A 17,272-nucleotide genomic window follows, 5' to 3' on the forward strand; every position below is an offset into this window, starting at 1 on the left:
CAGCAGTAGCCTTCAGTCAATCCACTCAGACAGGACACCGATTGATTGGTCGATGACAGGGTGATAGATGGAGCTTCTGTGGGGCACCAAGGATTTCGTAATCGCCGGACAACCTTACCAAGGGTTTCCGATCCTGCTGTGGGACTCGATGGAGAGCTGCAGCCAGGCCAATCAGTTCTTCCGCTTCTATCTCCTTCGCGGGGACATCGGTTCAAAGCAATCCTGGCCTAGCACTGGACGGGCACTGTACGATTTCTTCAGCTTCCTGCAAGCCCATGATCTTGATTGGCGGGACGTAGATCGCGGAGAGGCCAAGAGCCTTGTGGCTGCCTACCGAGACTACTGCTTGGTGACGTGCGGACTGGCTCGCAACACTACTCGCCAGCGTCTGACGTACATCTGCAAGTTTTACGAATTCGCCCTGGATAAGGGCTGGGTGAAGCGCTTACCGTTCGGTCACGAAGAGCGAATCGTGAAGCGCGAAACAGGCTTCCTTAAGCATGTGGATGCCAGCGGAGGCAAAGCGCTGGTGAACGACGTGATGCCGCGTCGTCACAAGCCCCTACCCGAGTTCCTGAGCATAGCCCAGGCCAAGTCATTTATGGCTGCGGCGGAGAATCCACATCATCGGATCATGATTCAGCTAGCCCTGCGCACAGGCCTGCGCCGTAACGAACTTGCCACCTTTCCAGTGGCGTATGTTTTCGATCCGGACAAAGCTGGGCGAACCGAGCGCAATCTTCGAATTCTGCTTGATCCGTACGACGGCAGCGGCATGGAGACCAAGGGTAGTAAGAAGCGACAAATCTGGGTCAGTCGCAAGTTCATGGCTGAACTCTATCGCTACGTGTCAAAAGTGCGTGGTGAGCGGGCATCTCTGGGCAAGAACCAGAAGGCTTTGCTTCTCAACCATCTGGGAGAACCTTATTCCAGCGCCGGCAAGAGCCTAAACCGGATCATCAGCGAGACCGGGAAATCAGCTGGAATCGAAGTCCATACGCACATGCTGCGCCATACCTATGCAACCCACACCTTGGTCAATCTTCAGCGCAACCCCCAGAACGGGGTCGACCCCCTGGTGTACCTTCAGCGGCAGCTTGGCCACAGCTCGATTCAAACCACCATGGTGTACTTGCACCTGATCAACGAAATGGCCGATGAGGCTGTGCTGGCATATGACGACGAGTTAAACGAAATGGCAGGTGCAGCCTGATGGGAAAGCGAAAGGAATTTGCCAAAACTGACCTCAGCATTCCGCAAATCGAGCACAACATCGACACGGCAGGCAATGTGATCATCCTCTCTGAGTCAGTCCCTCCAAAGATTACGGTGGTGTCGTTCGGGCGCAACACCAGTACCAAACGAAATTTCGATTTTGCGAGGTGGTATGGCGCGGGCATTGATGCCATCACTTACGCCTGCCAGCGTCAAATTGAGCGTTTCCTAGCGGGGCAAGATGGCGCCCCCTCGGTTACTACTGTGGTCGGTTATTGCAATGGATTAACACATTTTTTTGACTACTGCCTACTCCAAGCAATGGCTTTCGAGCGTGCGTTGGCGTTGGATGATCTAAATCGGAACCTTATCGATGGCTATCTTGGACATCTATCTGGGCAAGATCTAACGACCGCTGGACAGAAAAACTACTACACGCCTACCAAGTCAGTGCTAGCTGCACTCGGACAGCGCGGTTTTTTCAGATTGGTGATATCTGGTGATGAGGCCACTTTCCCACGCAACCCATTTCCGAACTCCAACCGCAAGCACAAGAGTGAGACAGCTCTATCGAAGCGTGAGCGACATGAGTTTACAGTGGCATTACGGCACGCCATTAAACCCATATGGGTCGATGGAACTCCTATCACTGGCGACCTGTTGGCATATGCCTTACTTGTCATAGCCCTCCACACCGGACGTAATCTTACGCCTTTGCTGGAAATGAGCCGTAATTGCCTGCGCCCTCATCCTAAAGACGACACCGTCTTCTTGGTTCTGTGGAAGCGGCGTGGCTATAACACCAGCAAAGTAGCTTTGCGGGCTGAATCGAAAGGCGAACGGCTCCTGGAGGCAATGCCCAGCGTCAGAATCAACATAGAACGTCTAATCCGTCGAATGATGGTGTTGACCGAGCCCTTGGATTCAGAAGCGCCGGACGACCTCAAAGGACGTGTGTGGCTATTCCGCAGTCGGGCTTCAAATGCAGCCGGTCAAGTCACCTCACTGCGAACGAACATATTAGATAGTGCGATATGCCGCTTCGTAGAACAGTACGAGCTGAAGGATTGCGACGGGAAGCCTCTGCGCATCAACATCTCCCGCCTACGGAAAACCTTTGCAAACCGTATTTTCGAGCTGACGGACGGAGATCTCGCAACCACCGCCTCCGCTCTCGGGAACACTCCGCGGGTAGCTGATCAAAACTATCTCGCGCCAAGCGAGGATGCCCGTCGAAACTGGCGGTTCATGGGGGAGGTACTGGTACAGGAACTGCTGACAGCGACCATCGGCGCAACCTACAAGGACACGCCCCTCGGTCGCTGTAGCGACCCATTGAATGGTCAGTTCGCTCCAAAACATGATGGCTCCACCTGCATGAATTTCATGAACTGCCTACGCTGTAAGCACTACGCAGTGACCGCCGAAGACCTGTACAAACTGTTCAGCTTCTACTTCCGCGTGCTGACTGAATGCTCCCGTATGGACAAGCGGCGCTGGGCACGCGAGTACGCACACATCCCGCGCCTTATCGACCATTACATCGTCGCCGAGGGGCTTCGCCGTGGCACCTTCAAGGCTGCAGCCGTGGACGCCGCTCGTGAGCGCGCTCGTGCCAAACCACACTCCTTCTGGTCAGTTGATCTCATTGCCAGCTTGGAGGTCTTTTCATGACTGACAATATCTCTGACGAATTAACTTGGGAGGCCATCACCGCTCAGCCTGGCGATGTACGTGGGCTGTCCGACTTAGAGCGCGACATGCTGATCATCAACGCAATTCAGGTTGATGGGCAGTGGGTTATTCGCAGCCGCTACGGTGACGACATTTGGCAGCTACACCGTCTGCCCACTAACGTCGGGGCCAGTAAGAGATACCTAAATTTCATCACCATGCCAAAGCCATTTCGGATGGCGATGAAAGCAATAATTTATCGCTACATGAGGCGTGGTCGCCATGACGGCGATCGGCCTAAGGGCGCGGGGATTCGTCGACTTTTTGAAACGGCAATCCCATTCTTGCGACATCTAGAGACGCTTGGGCTCGATCATTTACGGTCGTTAACGCCTATGATTGCAGCAACCTACGTCTCAGCCTGCAAGGCTCACAGAATCGCCAAATCTAACAAACCGCTGCTCCCAGAGTCACTTATAGGGCGTTACTCAGCCGTTGAGGCGATTTATGAGCTAAGCCAGTACACCGACGACAAAATACCTAAGCATCCATGGCCCGAAACCTCTGCAAGAGCTATGGCCAGCGCTATCGGTATGTCCCGTGGTGGAAAAACGCCATTAATTCCCGATGACGTGTTCTGCACGTTGTTCGAAAAGGCTCATCAGCAGGTGGAGCGCGGCAAACTGCTGCTCGATCTGCGAGATGATCTTGAAGCTTTCGCAGCGGGCTGCAAAAGCCTAAGTACCAGAAGTATGTACGATGCAAAAAAACGGTATTTGGATGCTAGGGGCTGGGAAGGTGGCGCGAGAACTTTCAGTAAGTCCCTCTCAGACTTACGCATGTCATGCTACGTCGTCCTGGCGAGCACCTCAGGCTGCCGCAATCATGAACTGGCTAACCTGCAATCGGGGGCGCACCACCGCACGGAGGATGATGAGGGCAAGATCTATCACTGGATGCGCTCTAAGTCAGAGAAGACAGATAAAGGGATCCATGACTGGATGATCCCAGAGGCTGCGGTACGTGCTCTGCGCGTCATGGAGCGCTGGGCTGCGCCTTACCAAGCGATGATTGCCAACGAAGTCACTAAGCGGCGTCGAATCAACCCGCAAGATCCTCAGATCGCTGAAGCTATTACACACCGTAATTCGCTGTTTTTGGGCGTTTACTTTAATGAAGATAGCCGAGTTCGTACGCTTTCAAACATGAGTTGGGTCAACCTCTTAAAAGCATTCGCCGAAGACTGCGGATTAATCTGGAAGCTCACCAGCCACCAATTTCGACGTAAGTTCGCCAACTACGCCGCGCATAGCCGCTTTGGCGACCTACGCTACCTCAAAGAGCATTACGCTCACTGGTCCATGGACATGACCTTGGGCTATGCGATGGACGATAGTTGGGGACAACATCTTGATCTTGATCTGTACTTGGAAATCCAAGGAGAGCTGGAAGACATCAAGCTCGGCGTCGTCGACAGCTGGATGGGCGATGAGTCTCTATCAGGAGGCTACGGACGCGCCATTAGGGGCTGGCAGCGGGAGCCAGAAAACCTGCTGATCTTCAAGGATCACGCTTCGATGCTGAAATCCATTGCTGAGAGCACAGCGATCCGCAGCAACGGTCACGCTTGGTGTACAGCGGACAACAACGGCTGCGTCGGCAACACCCTTGAACGCTCTCGCTGCAGTGGCTGCGACCACTCAGTGATTGGGAGCACACATGCACCCTTCTACCAGCGACTGTACGATGAGCTTAAAGGGCTGCAGCACTGCAAAGACATTGGAGAAGGAGGTCGCCAGCGCGTTATTCGCGACCTGAACCGCTGCCGAGACGTATTGGTTCAGTTGGGCATGCCTTCGGAGGATCTGACCGCATGAAGAATAAGAACAAAACAGCCAATTACAAGCCTGCCGTGGATCGAGAAAAGGAACTCAAGCTAGCGATCTACCGTATCGAAAAGGGGCGGGCTCATACCCAGGAAACCAAGTTGACCATCGCTGCCGTTGCACGCGAAGCCGGCGTGTCGACGGCATTGATCCACAATCACTACCCAGAAATTGCAGAGACAATACGGGAGAAGCAGGGGCGATCCAGCCGCGCTATGCGGGATGTGAAAAATCAAGATCTGATCGTCGAACGCCAAAAGTCAGCAGGCTACCGTCAAGAGATTGAGGCCCTGCGGGCGAAGCTCGCCAGCATCGCATCCATCAACGAAGTGCTGCTGAACGAGAACCAGGCGCTCAAATCTAAGTTGAGAAATCAAAACGTGGTTGAACTAACTTCATCCACTCCACGCAAACTCGCATCAGACGGCGACGACGTTCATCTGCATCTCGAAAATCTTCGAAAAAGTTAAACCAGGTAAAAAATTTATCAATGGAAGACAAATCTCGTCCAACACAAAAAAGCCCCTGGAACCGAATGGAAGCGTAAGCAAGAAAACTAGGCTTAGGCGCATCTAACACTGTGTTTAGCTCCTAAACGGTAGACTGGTGCCCTTCTTTCTTTTTTGGAAAAGAAGTTCAGCTTTCTCGCCTAGGGGGCTGCCAACATTCAGTTGGCAAAAAAAAGCCGCCAATTATGGTGGCGGCGAGGTCTCAGGCTTATGGCCGTCGACGAAGTAGCGTCAGGTTGTAGCAGGTTTGTTAGCGAATCCCAGCACTTCTCAAGGCTGCTGGTGTGTAGTCCGCTCCGAGGGCTTTAAAGCCGATTTCCATTGGGTTTTTTTCTTCGTTGCGTAGGCCTGAAACGATATAGCGGCCATTGATCAAGTCGTACAACGCTTCTACGCCCAACCAAGGAATCTGCCTGTCATAGATCGGCGTCATAAAGCCTTCAGCCACTCGCCACAGAGTGTTGCGAGCGTCGTAGTGGTCAGCCAATACGATCTGCCAGGTGTCTTCGTCAACATAGATCACGCGTTTGGCGTAGAGATGCCGTTCTCCCGGTTTTAACGTCGCCTCCACTACCCATACACGGTGGAGTTCATAGCGGGTGAAGTCAGCATTCAGGTGCCCAGCCTTTACTACGTCGTTGTATTGCAGTTGCGGGGAGTCCAGTTTGTAGTTGTTGTAGGGAATGTAGATTTCCTTTTTCCCCATCAGCTTCCAGTCATAGCGATCTGGTGCGCCGTTGAACATGTCCAGGTTGTCCGCCACGCGTTGGCCATCCGACGCGGGGTAAGGACCGTCGTAAGCAATTTGTGGCGCGCGACGCACACGGCGTTGACCCGCATTGTATACCCAGGCCATGCGTGGCTCTTTAACCTGATCGAGCGTTTCGTGAACCAGCACCACATCACCGGCCAAGCGCGCTGGCGCGGTGACTAGTTGCTTGTAATAGAACAACACGTTACCGGGATTTTTTGGATCGAAGTCCTTGAGTTGGTCTCGGTAGGTGAACTGCTGATCGAAGTACACCGGCATAAAGGTACCATCTGCCAGCGGCGTCGCTTGTACGTGGGTTCGCCGGACGCTGCCGCCGCGATAGCGTGTAAGGTGGTTCCACACCACTTCCAAACCGCTTTGCGGAATGGGGAAAGGTGTAGCCATATCAAAGCTATCCAAACCATTACCGCCTGAAATCAGGTGCGTGTTTATCGCATTGTTGGCAATCGCTTTGTAGACGGAGTCCGGCAGGCTCGCACTACGGTGACTTGGGTATACCTGCATGCGATAGCTGCCGGGGTAGCGTTTAAGCATTGCCAACTGACCGGGGGTGAGTTTCTCCTGATACTGCGCAGCATTCTGCGCGGTGATGGTGAACAGGGGTTTCTCACTATTGAACGGATCGCTCAGTGCACCGTTGGCGCCAACCTCACCAGCATTCTTGGCAAGACCGCCAGTCCATGGCGCAATACTGCCATCGGCATTTCCAGCTTTTTCCGCACCTATTGGAGTCAGGGTATTACCCAGTTTCGCCGCTTCAACGCTCGATACCGCCGCCTGTACGCTGTTGGCCATCAAAGCGATGACGATGGCGAAGTTAAAACGGAGCAATGCTGTTGTGTTCATTAGGTTGCTTCCACTCAAAAGGAGACGCCGAGACTCAGGGCGAGAAAATCACGGTCGATATTGACGTTGTAATCCCCACCGAAATAATCGGTGTATGCCAGGCTAGCGTTGTAGGTATTCAGGTAGGTGGCATCAAGGCCGACGCTGATTGCTTTGGAGCCTTCGTTGAAGCCTGGCTCCGGCCCATAACCGGAAACGTCGTGTGACCAGGCGAGGTTGGGGCGTAGCTCAACCCCCGGGATGACGTTGTTGTATTCCCAGATCGCCCGAGCGCGGTAACCCCAGGAGTTGCTGGTAGCAAAGCCATCGTTGTTGCAGTTGTTCGGCGTTACGCTGTTGCTGGTGCACAGGCTGTTGTTTGGATACAGCCGACCTTGACCATAAGCAGTGCTGCGGCCGTAACGCAAACCACCTTTACCTTCCAGCCCTCCGATGTGGGTAGCGCCCACTTCGGCGATCAGGGTCAGGCGATCCGCACCCATGACTTGGTCGAAAAAGTGCGTTGCGGTGACTTGAGCCTGGGTCACTTCTTTGCGTCGGTAGCCACTGACATCGCTGCTGTTGGCCAAGGTCACCGCACCGGAAGACAACACAGGTGAAGCTGCCGGAACACCAATCGCTGCGCTGATCAAGTCTACGGCGTTGATTTGCAGTGGCATATTTGGCCGATAGCTGACTTCGCCAGATAAGGTTGTGCCGGTAGACAAGCTGGTGCTAAAACTCAAACCATATAGACGAATGTCTTCGGGGTAATCAGCGAAGTACTTCGAGGTACCGAGGCGATAGGCTTGGGCCAGTTGCTGGCCGGTGGCGCTGCCCAGAAAGCGATTACAACCGGCCAACGGCACACCGAGATTACCGCACAGCTGCGGCGCAAACCCCACATCCGTTACATGAGGGCTGGTGACGGCGCTGATATACGGTTGACGGCTGTGGTAATTGAGAAAGTAAGCGCCGAATTCGCTGTCCAGCTCTGGAGCAAACCAACGTAGCGCAGCGCCGAACTGGCCGCTGTCTCGGGCATCACGGTCACCGGCGCGGGGAATCTCGATACCTTCTGAAGTCAGATTGACTCCTAACGGGCGCAGTGCGGCTTGTGCTGCGGCACTTCGGTCGAGAATAGGCCCAACCGGTAATCCACCGCAGCCATCGGCTAATACATCGTTCTGCGAGAAGAACGTGCCGCAGTTGTCGATGACCGTCTGGTCCCACTCCAACTGATAGAATGCTTCGGCCGTAAGATTTTCGGTCAGGTTCTGCGACAAGTAAAACATGTTGACCGGGATCAGCCCTTCTTTGATCTCCGCACCTGGACGACGGAAAGCGGCGATGTCGATAGGGTTAATCGAGTTGATACCGCCTTGGATAAATGTGCTCTCGCCCCAACTCACTACTTGCTTGCCGACACGCACGGTACCGGGCAAATCGCCGATGAGATAATTATGGTAAACAAAAGCGTCCAATAGCTGCGCACCAGCTGCCTTCGCACCTTCCTTGCGGTTGCTGTCATCGATGTCTTTGAACAGACGGCTTTCGTCCTTGAGTTCAAAGTCGTACCAGTACTTACCGCGCGCAAATATGCCGGAATCGCCGTACTTCAGTTCGAGGTCATGAATGCCTTTGAACACTTTCGAGAAGGTGTCGCCCTTGCCGAAATTACGTTTGCCATCATCGGCGCTGTGGCTGTTCAACAGCTCCGGATCAGGGTTGCGCAACGCCCAACTGGCGCCCACCGACAGCGTCGAATCGAACTGCCCCTGGATTTCGCCAATACTGAAGTTCACCGCATACACGGGTGCGCTGATGCTGCTTGCAAGACCGACGGTCAGCGGCAAATAGAGCTGTCGCCCTGTTGGAGGTTTACGCATCATAACCTTCACTACCTCTTGTTGTTTTTGTGGAGGTGTTGCCGACCTGTTGCGGTTTTTTGGGCGCAGCAGGTCCTACTGGCCAGTGCTCGGGGCAATGGCCGGTGTTCGGATTATTTCGATCGGTATTACTTGAGGATTAGCGTCGCGTCATAGGGGCGGCTCCATCCAGTCCCGATCTGGAGGCTGTGCCGGGCCGGTGCCGTGCAGGTACAACTGGTCATCGCTACGCAGTGCGAGGATCAAACCAAAATCGGTCAGGTATTGCTCGGCCTTATCGAGGTCCGACCGCTCGAAAATCAAGTAGGCGAGGCTGGCGGCCTTAACGGAGGTTTTTGGGTGACGCACCGGTTGTGGCGTCGCCAGTACAGTATGAGGAAAAGCGGTATGGCCAATCATTTTTACTGTTCTCCGTAGCCGTTTCGCGGGCAAAGCCTAGCCATCAACCTTAATTAACAAGGCCGCGCTGGTGCATTAACGGTGGGTCAGTTCAGTGTGTTACGAAGCGGCACTTGTTCACGTTCAAAACGCATAGTTCATCTGTAAACCGATCCCGTTGATACTGTTCTGATACTTTGCGCTGTAACCCGGACGCAAGCCGCCTTGAGTAGTGGGTTGGGAAACTTTAACGGTGTCCTCATGGATATATCCGTACCCCAGATCCAAAGACATTTGCTCGGTAGCCTGCCAGTTCAAACCCAGCGTGAAGATTTTCCGATCCCCCGTAGGTGCTCGGGTGGAGGTGTACTGGTTAGGCATGGGAGTCGGCTCGTAAGCGATACCGGTACGAATTTTCCATTGCTTGTTCAGGCGGTAGGACAAGCCTGTCGAAAAGGACCAGGTGTCACGCCACTTCAGGGTTTCGACAATCGAGTCGAATGCGGCATAGTTGCGTGGCACCCCAGCGTTTTGGACATTCAATTCGGGCACCCGGCTCCACCGGCTCCACAGCGCACCGGCAGAAAAATCCAGCCGATCGTTGAAGCGCCAGGTCGCTGAAGCATCAACGGTTTCCGGCGTGGTGAAGTCCAGACTCGCATCATATTTCCCATTGAGCCCTGGCAGGCCCAGCGCCGGAATCGATCCCAGCAGGCCATTGGCTCCAGACACTTTCGTCTTGCCTTCGAGGGTGTAATCAACCTTTGAGTGATAGGTCAGGCCCAGCGTTAGGTCATCGAATGGATCGAACATGATGCCCACATTAAAACCCAGCGCTGTGTCGTCGCCCGTCACCTTGACCGTCCCGTCGCCTTGCCCTCTCACTGCCCGGTTATCGATCTTGCTTTCGAGAAGCCCCTCGATGTGGTTAATCGTCGGGCCGAAACCTACCGACAAGCGATCGCTTATCCGGTAACTCACTGTCGGCTGCAACGTCACCACTTTCACTTGGGTACGCGAACTGCGGTAGCGTCCCTGGAAGCTGCTTTCGTAATCGGTCGAACCGCCAAAGGGGGCGTAAACACCGAACCCGACATGCCAATCCTGATTGAGTTGCAGCGTGTAGAACCCCGACGGCACGACAATGGGGCTAGGCACCATATCCCCGCGGGAAGTACCTGCCACCGACGTGTTGACGGAGCTGATACGAGTGTTGGCGTCGATAATACTGATACCGCCACTGACGTGTTCACCGGTCAATTTCGACATGCCCGCAGGGTTGCCGTAGACGACGGTGGCATCCTGAACGTCTGAGGCGCGGCCGGAATAAGCCTTTCCCTCCGAGCTGATGCTTTGTTCGTTAATTTGCAGGCCATTGGCCAGGAGCTGGGTGGACGTGAGGCACAGCCCCAGCGCGCATAGCTGATTTCTTATTTTCATGGCTAAAGCTCTTATTATTTTTTTGACTCATCGGGAATGGATAGCCCGTACGACAAGATTGAACAACTATGTTCAAATAAAGTCAACGATGATCATATAAGTAAAAATCAGCGATTACGCATACGCTCGGCGAGGGCGCCCATTGGTCGAGTCAGACTGCGTCTAAAGCGTTGTGCGAACGACTCGCCCTCGTAGATGGGCGCAGGTGAGACGACTTCATTTGCTTGTTTAAACTGCGGGAAAAGGCTCAAGGCATGACCGCGATTGATTCCGTGCTGAATAGACGGAGACCACATATTCGAACTGTCCAGCGTCTGACATTGCAGCGCAGTGGCGGGCGCCGGCGCGAAGGGGAAATCACTGCCGAACAGAATGTGCGATGGCTCAACCAATTCTTTAAGGGCTGCCATTGAGAAACGCGACGGAGATAAGGCTGTGTCGAAGTAAAAACGACGTATGTAGGTCATAACTCCCTGAGGAGCAGCGTTCTGAAACTCCGGTAAAGCATTCGCCAATGAGACACGCCAAGCCACGAAAGGTAAGAAGCCGCCGGAGTGAGCGAGGATCCAGTTGATGCCAGGGTAACGCTCCATCGTTCCACTTAGGATCAGGTTTACTGCCGCGCGAGTGGTATCACATAGAAACTCAATTAGAAAACCGGGGGTTTGAAGCCCAATGCTCTCGCTAGTTTCGTGCATGTTTGGATGCACGAACACTACCGTCTTGCGCCGATCAAGTTCAGCCATCAACTCGTCAAACCGCGAATCCCCTAAAAACACCCCATCGGTACTGCCTAGCAGCACGACGCCCTCGGCCTTGAGGACATCCAGCGCATATATTGCTTCCGCACAGGCAGCTTCAGTAAAAGGCATGGGGAGCACCGCAAAATTACCGAACCGCGCGGGATAGCGGGAACGCATATCTGCGGCGAACTCGTTGCAACTGCGAGCAAGTACATTGGCCTGCTGCACACCGCCACCAAAATGCACGCCTGGCGCCGACAACGAAGTGACTGCCCGCTCGATCCCATTAGCATCCATCACTTCAATCGATTTCTCCGGCGTCCAGCTCGGTAGGGGGGCTCCAGCGACCTTATGCAGCCCCCTAGCGCTCATAGTTCCAACAAAGGATGGCGGGATGATGTGGTGGTGGACGTCGATACGACCTTGCTTGATTGACATGGTAATACTCTTGGCTGGGTTTCGACCGAGCGACTGAATCCCTGCGCTCAGTGTGGCGGTAGGGCTAAAACACATCCTCGGTCCAATATTGGACACTATTGTTCAAATATGTCAATCCTACCAAACCCCAGTGTTGATTTATTTTGAACGCAGCTGTTCAATGCATTATTACTTGTTTTGGAGTGCTTCCCCTTGAAGCTGAGTCGCGTTCAAAAACGAATCCACGATGCAGCCATCCAGCTATTCGCCGAGAAAAGCGTCGAAGAGATCAATGTCAGTGAACTCGCGCAGATCGCTGGCGTTGCGCGCGGCACGATTTACAACAATCTTGCCTCTGTCGAGTCGCTATTCGAGGATGTGGCCAGCCACCTTAGCGCAGAGATGAATGACAGGGTTGCCAGGAGTGCTAGTCCTGACACTCCACCAGCCGAACGTCTGGCCAATGGAATTCGCTTTTATATTCGTCGGGCTCATGAGGAACCTCACTGGGGCAGCTTCATCGTGCGTTATGCCGCCAGCAATTTAACGCTGCAAAAAATGTGGAGCGGCCCACCAATGCAAGATGTACTCAGCGGTTTGGCGTCCGAAACGTACAGCTTCCGGCAAGAGCAACTGCCGTCAGTGATGGGCATGATCGGCGGTAGCGTCTTGATTGCCACCTTGCTGGTTGTGCAAGGACACAAGACTTGGAGAGACGCCGGCTCCGACATGGCGGAACTTGTGCTCCGGGCACTGGGCGTGCCGGCAGAGGAGGCACGGGTCATCGCTATCATGGAATTACCACCACTGCCCGTGTGACCCCTTCTTCATTCCTGTAGAGGCCTCGTCTCGCAATCAAGGAGGCCCCGCTCGACTCGCGCCTCCCCCGAGCTTCCGCTCGCCCTTCGTTTCATTATCACTGCCATCCGTCTGACACCCTGCTTCGCTCAAAAATATATTTGAACACATATGTTCATTTTTATACTTTAGTGATAATTTTTGATCGAAAGCGCTACCTTATTGCGATTTTTACCGCAATCAGACGGCGCGCTTTACGACAGGAGCTGACAATGACTAATAAAGAATCCCTCCCAGGTTTGACTTCCCGCACGGTACAAGTCGGCCGTCGGCAAATTTTCATCAGTGAAATGGGCACCGGCTATCCATTGCTCATGCTGCATGGTGGTGGTGCTGGTGCATCTGGTCTGTCCAATTACTCGCAAAACATCGAAGCACTATCTCGGCGGTTTCGAGTAATCGTCGCCGATATGCCTGGCTACGGCCAGTCCACAAAAGGTGTGGATCGCAAGGACCCTTTCGGAGACCTGGCCGGTGCGATGCTCGGTTTGCTGGACACCCTGAAAATAAGCAGCGCTCATTTGGTTGGTAATTCATTGGGCGGGGCGTGTGCCCTGCGAATGGCGCTCGATGCACCAGGTCGGGTTTCGGCATTGGTGTTAATGGGGCCCGGTGGCGTCAATACGACACGAAGTCTGCCTACTCCCGGCCTCAAGCTTCTGCTCGATTACTACTCATACGAAGGCCCCTCACTGGAGAAGATCACCCGCTTCATTCGCGAGTACCTGGTCTATGACGGCAGTAAAGTCACCGATGCGATGATCCAGGAACGCTACCAGGCAAGCATCGATCCGCAAGTGATCGCCGCACCGCCACTGCGTAAACCCCAGGGCATCCCCAACTTCCGCCACTGGGACTTCACCCGCGATCCACGGCTGAAAAACTGCCAGGTACCGACCCTGGTTCTCTGGGGTGCCGAAGACAAAGTCAATCGTCCGAGCGGCGGTGAAGCCCTGCGCAGTCGCATGCCTGATTGCGATCTTTATCTGTTCAGCAAAACCGGACACTGGGTGCAGTGGGAGCGCTCGGACGAGTTCAACGCAGTGACCGCAGCGTTTCTCAGTTGCCGCACTGCACGCTGACTTGCCTGGATGGGGTATCAATCAATGGCAAACAGAGAAAGCCTGGACATTTTCGGCGCCAGCAGCATGGGTTATGCACTGATCGAGTCCAATCGCCTGGAGCAGTGGCGTTCATTACTCCAGGACGGCATCGGATTACATCTGGTCTGCGCTGATGAGCAGACCCTGGCTTTTCGTATGGACACCCACCAACGGCGGATCATCGTCCAGCGCGGTGACCAGGAAGACTTCATCGCCGTAGGCTGGCAACTGCGCGATCAGGCGACCCTGGATGAAGTTCTGAGACGTTTGCAGCGCCTGGGTATCGAAGTACAGATCAGCGACCCGAGCGCGGCAGCACATCGGGGGGTGAGGCAGTTCTGGCGCGTCCTCGGCCCCAAGCGCCTGGCTGTTGAGCTGTTCTGGGAACCGCTGACCACTGACCAACCGCTGAACATGCTCAATGCCGGGTTTATCACCGGTCAGGCCGGCATGGGGCATCTAGCGATCACTTCGCGTAAACCACAACAGATGCGGCGTTTCTGGCAAGAAATCTTTGATGCCCGTACCAGCGATCATATCGTCGAACGCATCGCAGGATTGACGCTGGACATCGATTTTTTCCGTGTCAACGAGCGCCACCATTCGATCGCAATTGCTCGTCTGCGCGGCCTGCAAATGGACCCGATTCGCACTCGTGTCCAGCACATGAACCTGTTGACGACCTCGGTCAGCGAACTCACCGAGGCATTTTTGCGTTGCCGAAAACTGGGTTTCGAGATGGCCCATGAAATCGGCGAACACCCCAATGACCGCGAGCAATCGTTCTACGTGATGAGCCCCAGCGGCTTTGAGCTGGAACTGGGCTGGAATGCATTGGTGGTCGACGAGGCGCAATGGCAGACGACCTCCTATCAAGGCATCAGCCTCTGGGGCCACCGTCCGGAGAAAACCGGCACCTTGCACAAATTCTCCACCAATCTGGGCAATTTCGCCCGCGGCGTGCGCTCGTTGCTGAACCCCGAGTATTCACCGCTGTAAGAGAGGCATCGCATGAATAACAAGAACGACAATACGCAGACCGTTGATGTGATTATTTCTGGCCTCGGCCCGACCGGCGCAACCTTGGCACATCTACTGGGCAAACGTGGTTTGTCGGTGGTGGTGCTCGAGCGCGAGCCGACATTTTACGGCAACGCCCGGGCCGTCTACACCGATGACGAATGCATGCGTGTCATGCAGGCCGCCGGGGTCGCCGACGACCTAGCGGTCAACATGCAGGTGGATACACCCGCTCAGTGGGTCCTCGCGAATGGCAAAGTGCTGGGCCAGTATTGGCGCCTTGATCGCCCTTATGGCTGGCCAATCATCAACTTCCTGTATCAGCCCTGGCTGGAAACCACCTTGAGTGATTTGCTCAAGCGTTATCCGACGGTTCAGATCGCCCGTGGCCGCGAACTCACACAGTTCGAACAGGATGACGAAGGCGTCACCGTCACCCATCAAGCCACCAGCAGCTTTCGCTTTAGCGATGCCAGCGACGCACGCAACGAAACAGCTGTCGACCCGGATCCGCAAACCCTTCGCGGTCGCTATCTAATCGGCGCCGATGGCGGTCGCAGCACGGTGCGCGAAGCCCTAGGCATCGGCATGAGCGGCAAGAATTTTCCTGAGCCCTGGCTGGTGGTCGACCTGGAAATGAAAGAAGGCGAAGACGAATTGCGCCATCTGCCTTACTTCAGCTTCATCTGCGACCCCGAGTGCCCTACCGTCTGCTGCCCTCAACCCGGCCGCTTTCACCGCTTCGAGTTCATGCTGATGCCAGGCCAGACGAAGGAGCAGATGGAGGATCCGCAAGTCGTGCGAGCACTCATCAGTCGACACGTCGATCCGGACAAGTTCATCGTCAAACGCAAGCTGGTCTACACCTTCAACGCGCTGGTCGCCAAGGATTGGCGTAAAGGTCGGGTCTTCATTGCCGGAGACGCCGCGCATATGACGCCGCAGTTCATGGGCCAGGGCATGAGTTCCGGGGTGCGAGACGCGTACAACCTTGCCTGGAAACTGGACTCTGTGCTCAAGGGGCGTGCGAACGACCGGTTGCTCGATACCTATGGAACCGAACGTTTTCATCACGCCAAAGCGATGATCGACATTTCGGTGCAAATGAAAGATTTCGTCTCGATGTCCAATCCGATTGCCAGCCGGCTGCGTAACTTGCTTGTCAAAACCGTCCTGGTGACGCCATTCCTCGGGCGTTACGTTCGCGAAGGACGCTTTAAACCAGCACCCACCTATGGACTCGACAGCTATCTAGGAATGCCGCGCAGGCATCGGCGGTCCCCTGAAGGCACGATGATCCCGCAACCCGAAGTACGCACGTTCAAGGGCCAGCGAGTATTGCTCGATGACTTGCTGGGCGAAGGTTATGCGCTGATTGGACTGCAAGTAGACCCGCGGAAGCACCTTAGCGCGGCATCCCGGCAACTGCTCGATGCGCAAGGCACTCGTTATGCCAGCCTCTTCGAGTTTGGCACACGGCCACAAGGCGCTAACGTCGAGCGTGTCAACACCTGCGAGTTGGTGGAGGTCGAGGATGTGCGCGGTGAAATGATTGCCTGGTTCAAACGCTCGGGGTTCTCCTCGGGTGCTATTGCCGTGGTGCGTCCGGACAAATTCACCTTCGCCATGGTCAAGGCCAACGACCTGGACCTTGCGATCACTGAACTGAAGTTCCAGTTGCAGTGGGCACCGAGTCTCGAACACGTGGCCAACTTCCCCGCCGCCATGAGGAAAAGCGCATGAATCTGTTTTCTTTGCCGCAGCTGCAATCCGCCGCCGCAGCCCTGTCTGTTGCCCGCCAACAGCGTAAACCCTGCGCGCGGATATCAGATTCCTTCGGCGTCGATACCCTGACTGGCGCTTATGCCGTGCAGGAGATCAATACCAATCTAGCTCTGGCCCAAGGGCGTCGTCTGACAGGCCGAAAAGTCGGGCTGACCTCCGCCGCCGTGCAGCAGCAACTGGGTGTCGACCAACCCGATTTCGGCATGTTGTTCGCCGACATGGAAATTGTGGATGGCGGTCAAATTCAGACCAACCAATTGATTCAGCCAAAAGCCGAAGGCGAGATCGCTTTTGTTCTGGGACGCGATCTTCCCCATCTCGATACCACGTTGGCTGAGATGCTTCGGGCCGTGGACTACGTGGTTCCAGCCCTGGAAATCGTCGACTCGGCCATTGAGAACTGGAACATCACATTGGTGGACACAGTAGCCGACAACGCCTCGTCGGCCCTCTACGTGTTGGGGAAACAGCCCACCCGGCTGTCCTCCCTGGATTTGAGACTTGAAGGGATGTTGTTGGAGAAAAATAACGCCGCAGCATCGATTGGTGTCGGTGCCGCTTGCCTAGGCAACCCTCTCGACGCCTGCCTGTGGCTGGCGCGAACAATGGCACAAATGGGCCGCCCCTTGCAGGCCGGCGATGTATTGCTTTCCGGGGCGCTCGGGCCGATGACGCCCGTCGCGGTCGGCGACAGCCTGACCCTGCGTCTGACGCGTCTTGGCGAAGTCAGCTGCCACTTCGTCTGAGCCCCCTTCTCT

General features: G+C 55.0%; 14 protein-coding genes. 9 read left to right on the forward strand and 5 right to left on the reverse strand.

What is annotated here, in order from left to right; translation table 11 throughout:
- Positions 1 to 67 precede the first annotated feature (67 nt).
- Genes AB7M29_RS24105 through AB7M29_RS24120 form a run of 4 tightly spaced genes read left to right on the forward strand, consistent with a single transcriptional unit; the run spans position 68 to position 5,245 of the window.
- Complete coding sequence (locus tag AB7M29_RS24105) at positions 68 to 1,213, forward strand: tyrosine-type recombinase/integrase (RefSeq protein ID WP_454248176.1); 1,146 nt, start codon at positions 68 to 70, stop codon at positions 1,211 to 1,213.
- On the forward strand, positions 1,213 to 2,889 hold the full coding sequence (locus AB7M29_RS24110; RefSeq protein ID WP_454248177.1) for a hypothetical protein: 1,677 nt from the start codon (positions 1,213 to 1,215) through the stop codon (positions 2,887 to 2,889). Before AB7M29_RS24105 ends, AB7M29_RS24110 begins: the two co-directional genes overlap by 1 nt.
- Complete coding sequence (locus AB7M29_RS24115; RefSeq protein ID WP_454248178.1) at positions 2,886 to 4,766, forward strand: integrase; 1,881 nt, start codon at positions 2,886 to 2,888, stop codon at positions 4,764 to 4,766. Before AB7M29_RS24110 ends, AB7M29_RS24115 begins: the two co-directional genes overlap by 4 nt.
- Positions 4,763 to 5,245 (forward strand): TetR family transcriptional regulator, encoded by a 483-nt coding sequence (locus AB7M29_RS24120; protein ID WP_427622854.1) that lies wholly within the window; start codon positions 4,763 to 4,765, stop codon positions 5,243 to 5,245. Before AB7M29_RS24115 ends, AB7M29_RS24120 begins: the two co-directional genes overlap by 4 nt.
- A 289-nt stretch (positions 5,246 to 5,534) precedes the next feature.
- Here the strand turns inward: AB7M29_RS24120 and AB7M29_RS24125 are convergent, their stop codons facing one another.
- The 5 genes from AB7M29_RS24125 to AB7M29_RS24145 all read right to left on the reverse strand — a co-directional run bounded on the left by AB7M29_RS24125 (position 5,535) and on the right by AB7M29_RS24145 (position 11,769).
- Positions 5,535 to 6,902, reverse strand: coding sequence for a DUF1329 domain-containing protein (locus AB7M29_RS24125; RefSeq protein WP_427622855.1), 1,368 nt, complete (start codon positions 6,900 to 6,902; stop codon positions 5,535 to 5,537).
- 14 nt (positions 6,903 to 6,916) lie between these two features.
- Positions 6,917 to 8,773 (reverse strand): DUF1302 domain-containing protein, encoded by a 1,857-nt coding sequence (locus tag AB7M29_RS24130; protein ID WP_427622856.1) that lies wholly within the window; start codon positions 8,771 to 8,773, stop codon positions 6,917 to 6,919.
- A gap of 147 nt (positions 8,774 to 8,920) precedes the next feature.
- Positions 8,921 to 9,169, reverse strand: coding sequence for a VOC family protein (locus AB7M29_RS24135; protein WP_192408100.1), 249 nt, complete (start codon positions 9,167 to 9,169; stop codon positions 8,921 to 8,923).
- Between the two features lie 123 nt (positions 9,170 to 9,292).
- The gene (locus AB7M29_RS24140) at positions 9,293 to 10,588 is read right to left on the reverse strand and encodes an OmpP1/FadL family transporter (protein ID WP_454248179.1); all 1,296 of its coding nucleotides are present in this window, start codon (positions 10,586 to 10,588) and stop codon (positions 9,293 to 9,295) included.
- A gap of 107 nt (positions 10,589 to 10,695) precedes the next feature.
- Positions 10,696 to 11,769 carry an amidohydrolase family protein gene (locus tag AB7M29_RS24145; RefSeq protein ID WP_192408096.1) on the reverse strand — a complete coding sequence of 358 codons (1,074 nt, stop codon included), beginning with the start codon at positions 11,767 to 11,769 and terminating at the stop codon, positions 10,696 to 10,698.
- A gap of 192 nt (positions 11,770 to 11,961) precedes the next feature.
- Here AB7M29_RS24145 and AB7M29_RS24150 point away from each other — a divergent pair, with 192 nt between their 5' ends.
- The 5 genes from AB7M29_RS24150 to AB7M29_RS24170 all read left to right on the forward strand — a co-directional run bounded on the left by AB7M29_RS24150 (position 11,962) and on the right by AB7M29_RS24170 (position 17,260).
- Positions 11,962 to 12,567 (forward strand): TetR/AcrR family transcriptional regulator, encoded by a 606-nt coding sequence (locus tag AB7M29_RS24150; protein ID WP_192408094.1) that lies wholly within the window; start codon positions 11,962 to 11,964, stop codon positions 12,565 to 12,567.
- 251 nt (positions 12,568 to 12,818) lie between these two features.
- Positions 12,819 to 13,688: an alpha/beta fold hydrolase gene (locus tag AB7M29_RS24155; protein WP_427622858.1), complete on the forward strand. Its 870-nt coding sequence runs from the start codon at positions 12,819 to 12,821 to the stop codon at positions 13,686 to 13,688.
- Between the two features lie 24 nt (positions 13,689 to 13,712).
- A complete protein-coding gene (locus AB7M29_RS24160) occupies positions 13,713 to 14,708 on the forward strand; it encodes a VOC family protein (protein ID WP_427622859.1) in 996 nt (331 codons plus the stop codon).
- Between the two features lie 12 nt (positions 14,709 to 14,720).
- Entirely contained in the window at positions 14,721 to 16,472 is a 1,752-nt protein-coding gene (mhpA, locus tag AB7M29_RS24165; protein WP_427622860.1) for a bifunctional 3-(3-hydroxy-phenyl)propionate/3-hydroxycinnamic acid hydroxylase MhpA, read from the forward strand.
- The gene (locus AB7M29_RS24170) at positions 16,469 to 17,260 is read left to right on the forward strand and encodes a 2-keto-4-pentenoate hydratase (RefSeq protein WP_192408086.1); all 792 of its coding nucleotides are present in this window, start codon (positions 16,469 to 16,471) and stop codon (positions 17,258 to 17,260) included. Before mhpA ends, AB7M29_RS24170 begins: the two co-directional genes overlap by 4 nt.
- Positions 17,261 to 17,272 lie beyond the last annotated feature (12 nt).

This window comes from Pseudomonas sp. F-14 TE3623 (genome assembly GCF_053629015.1).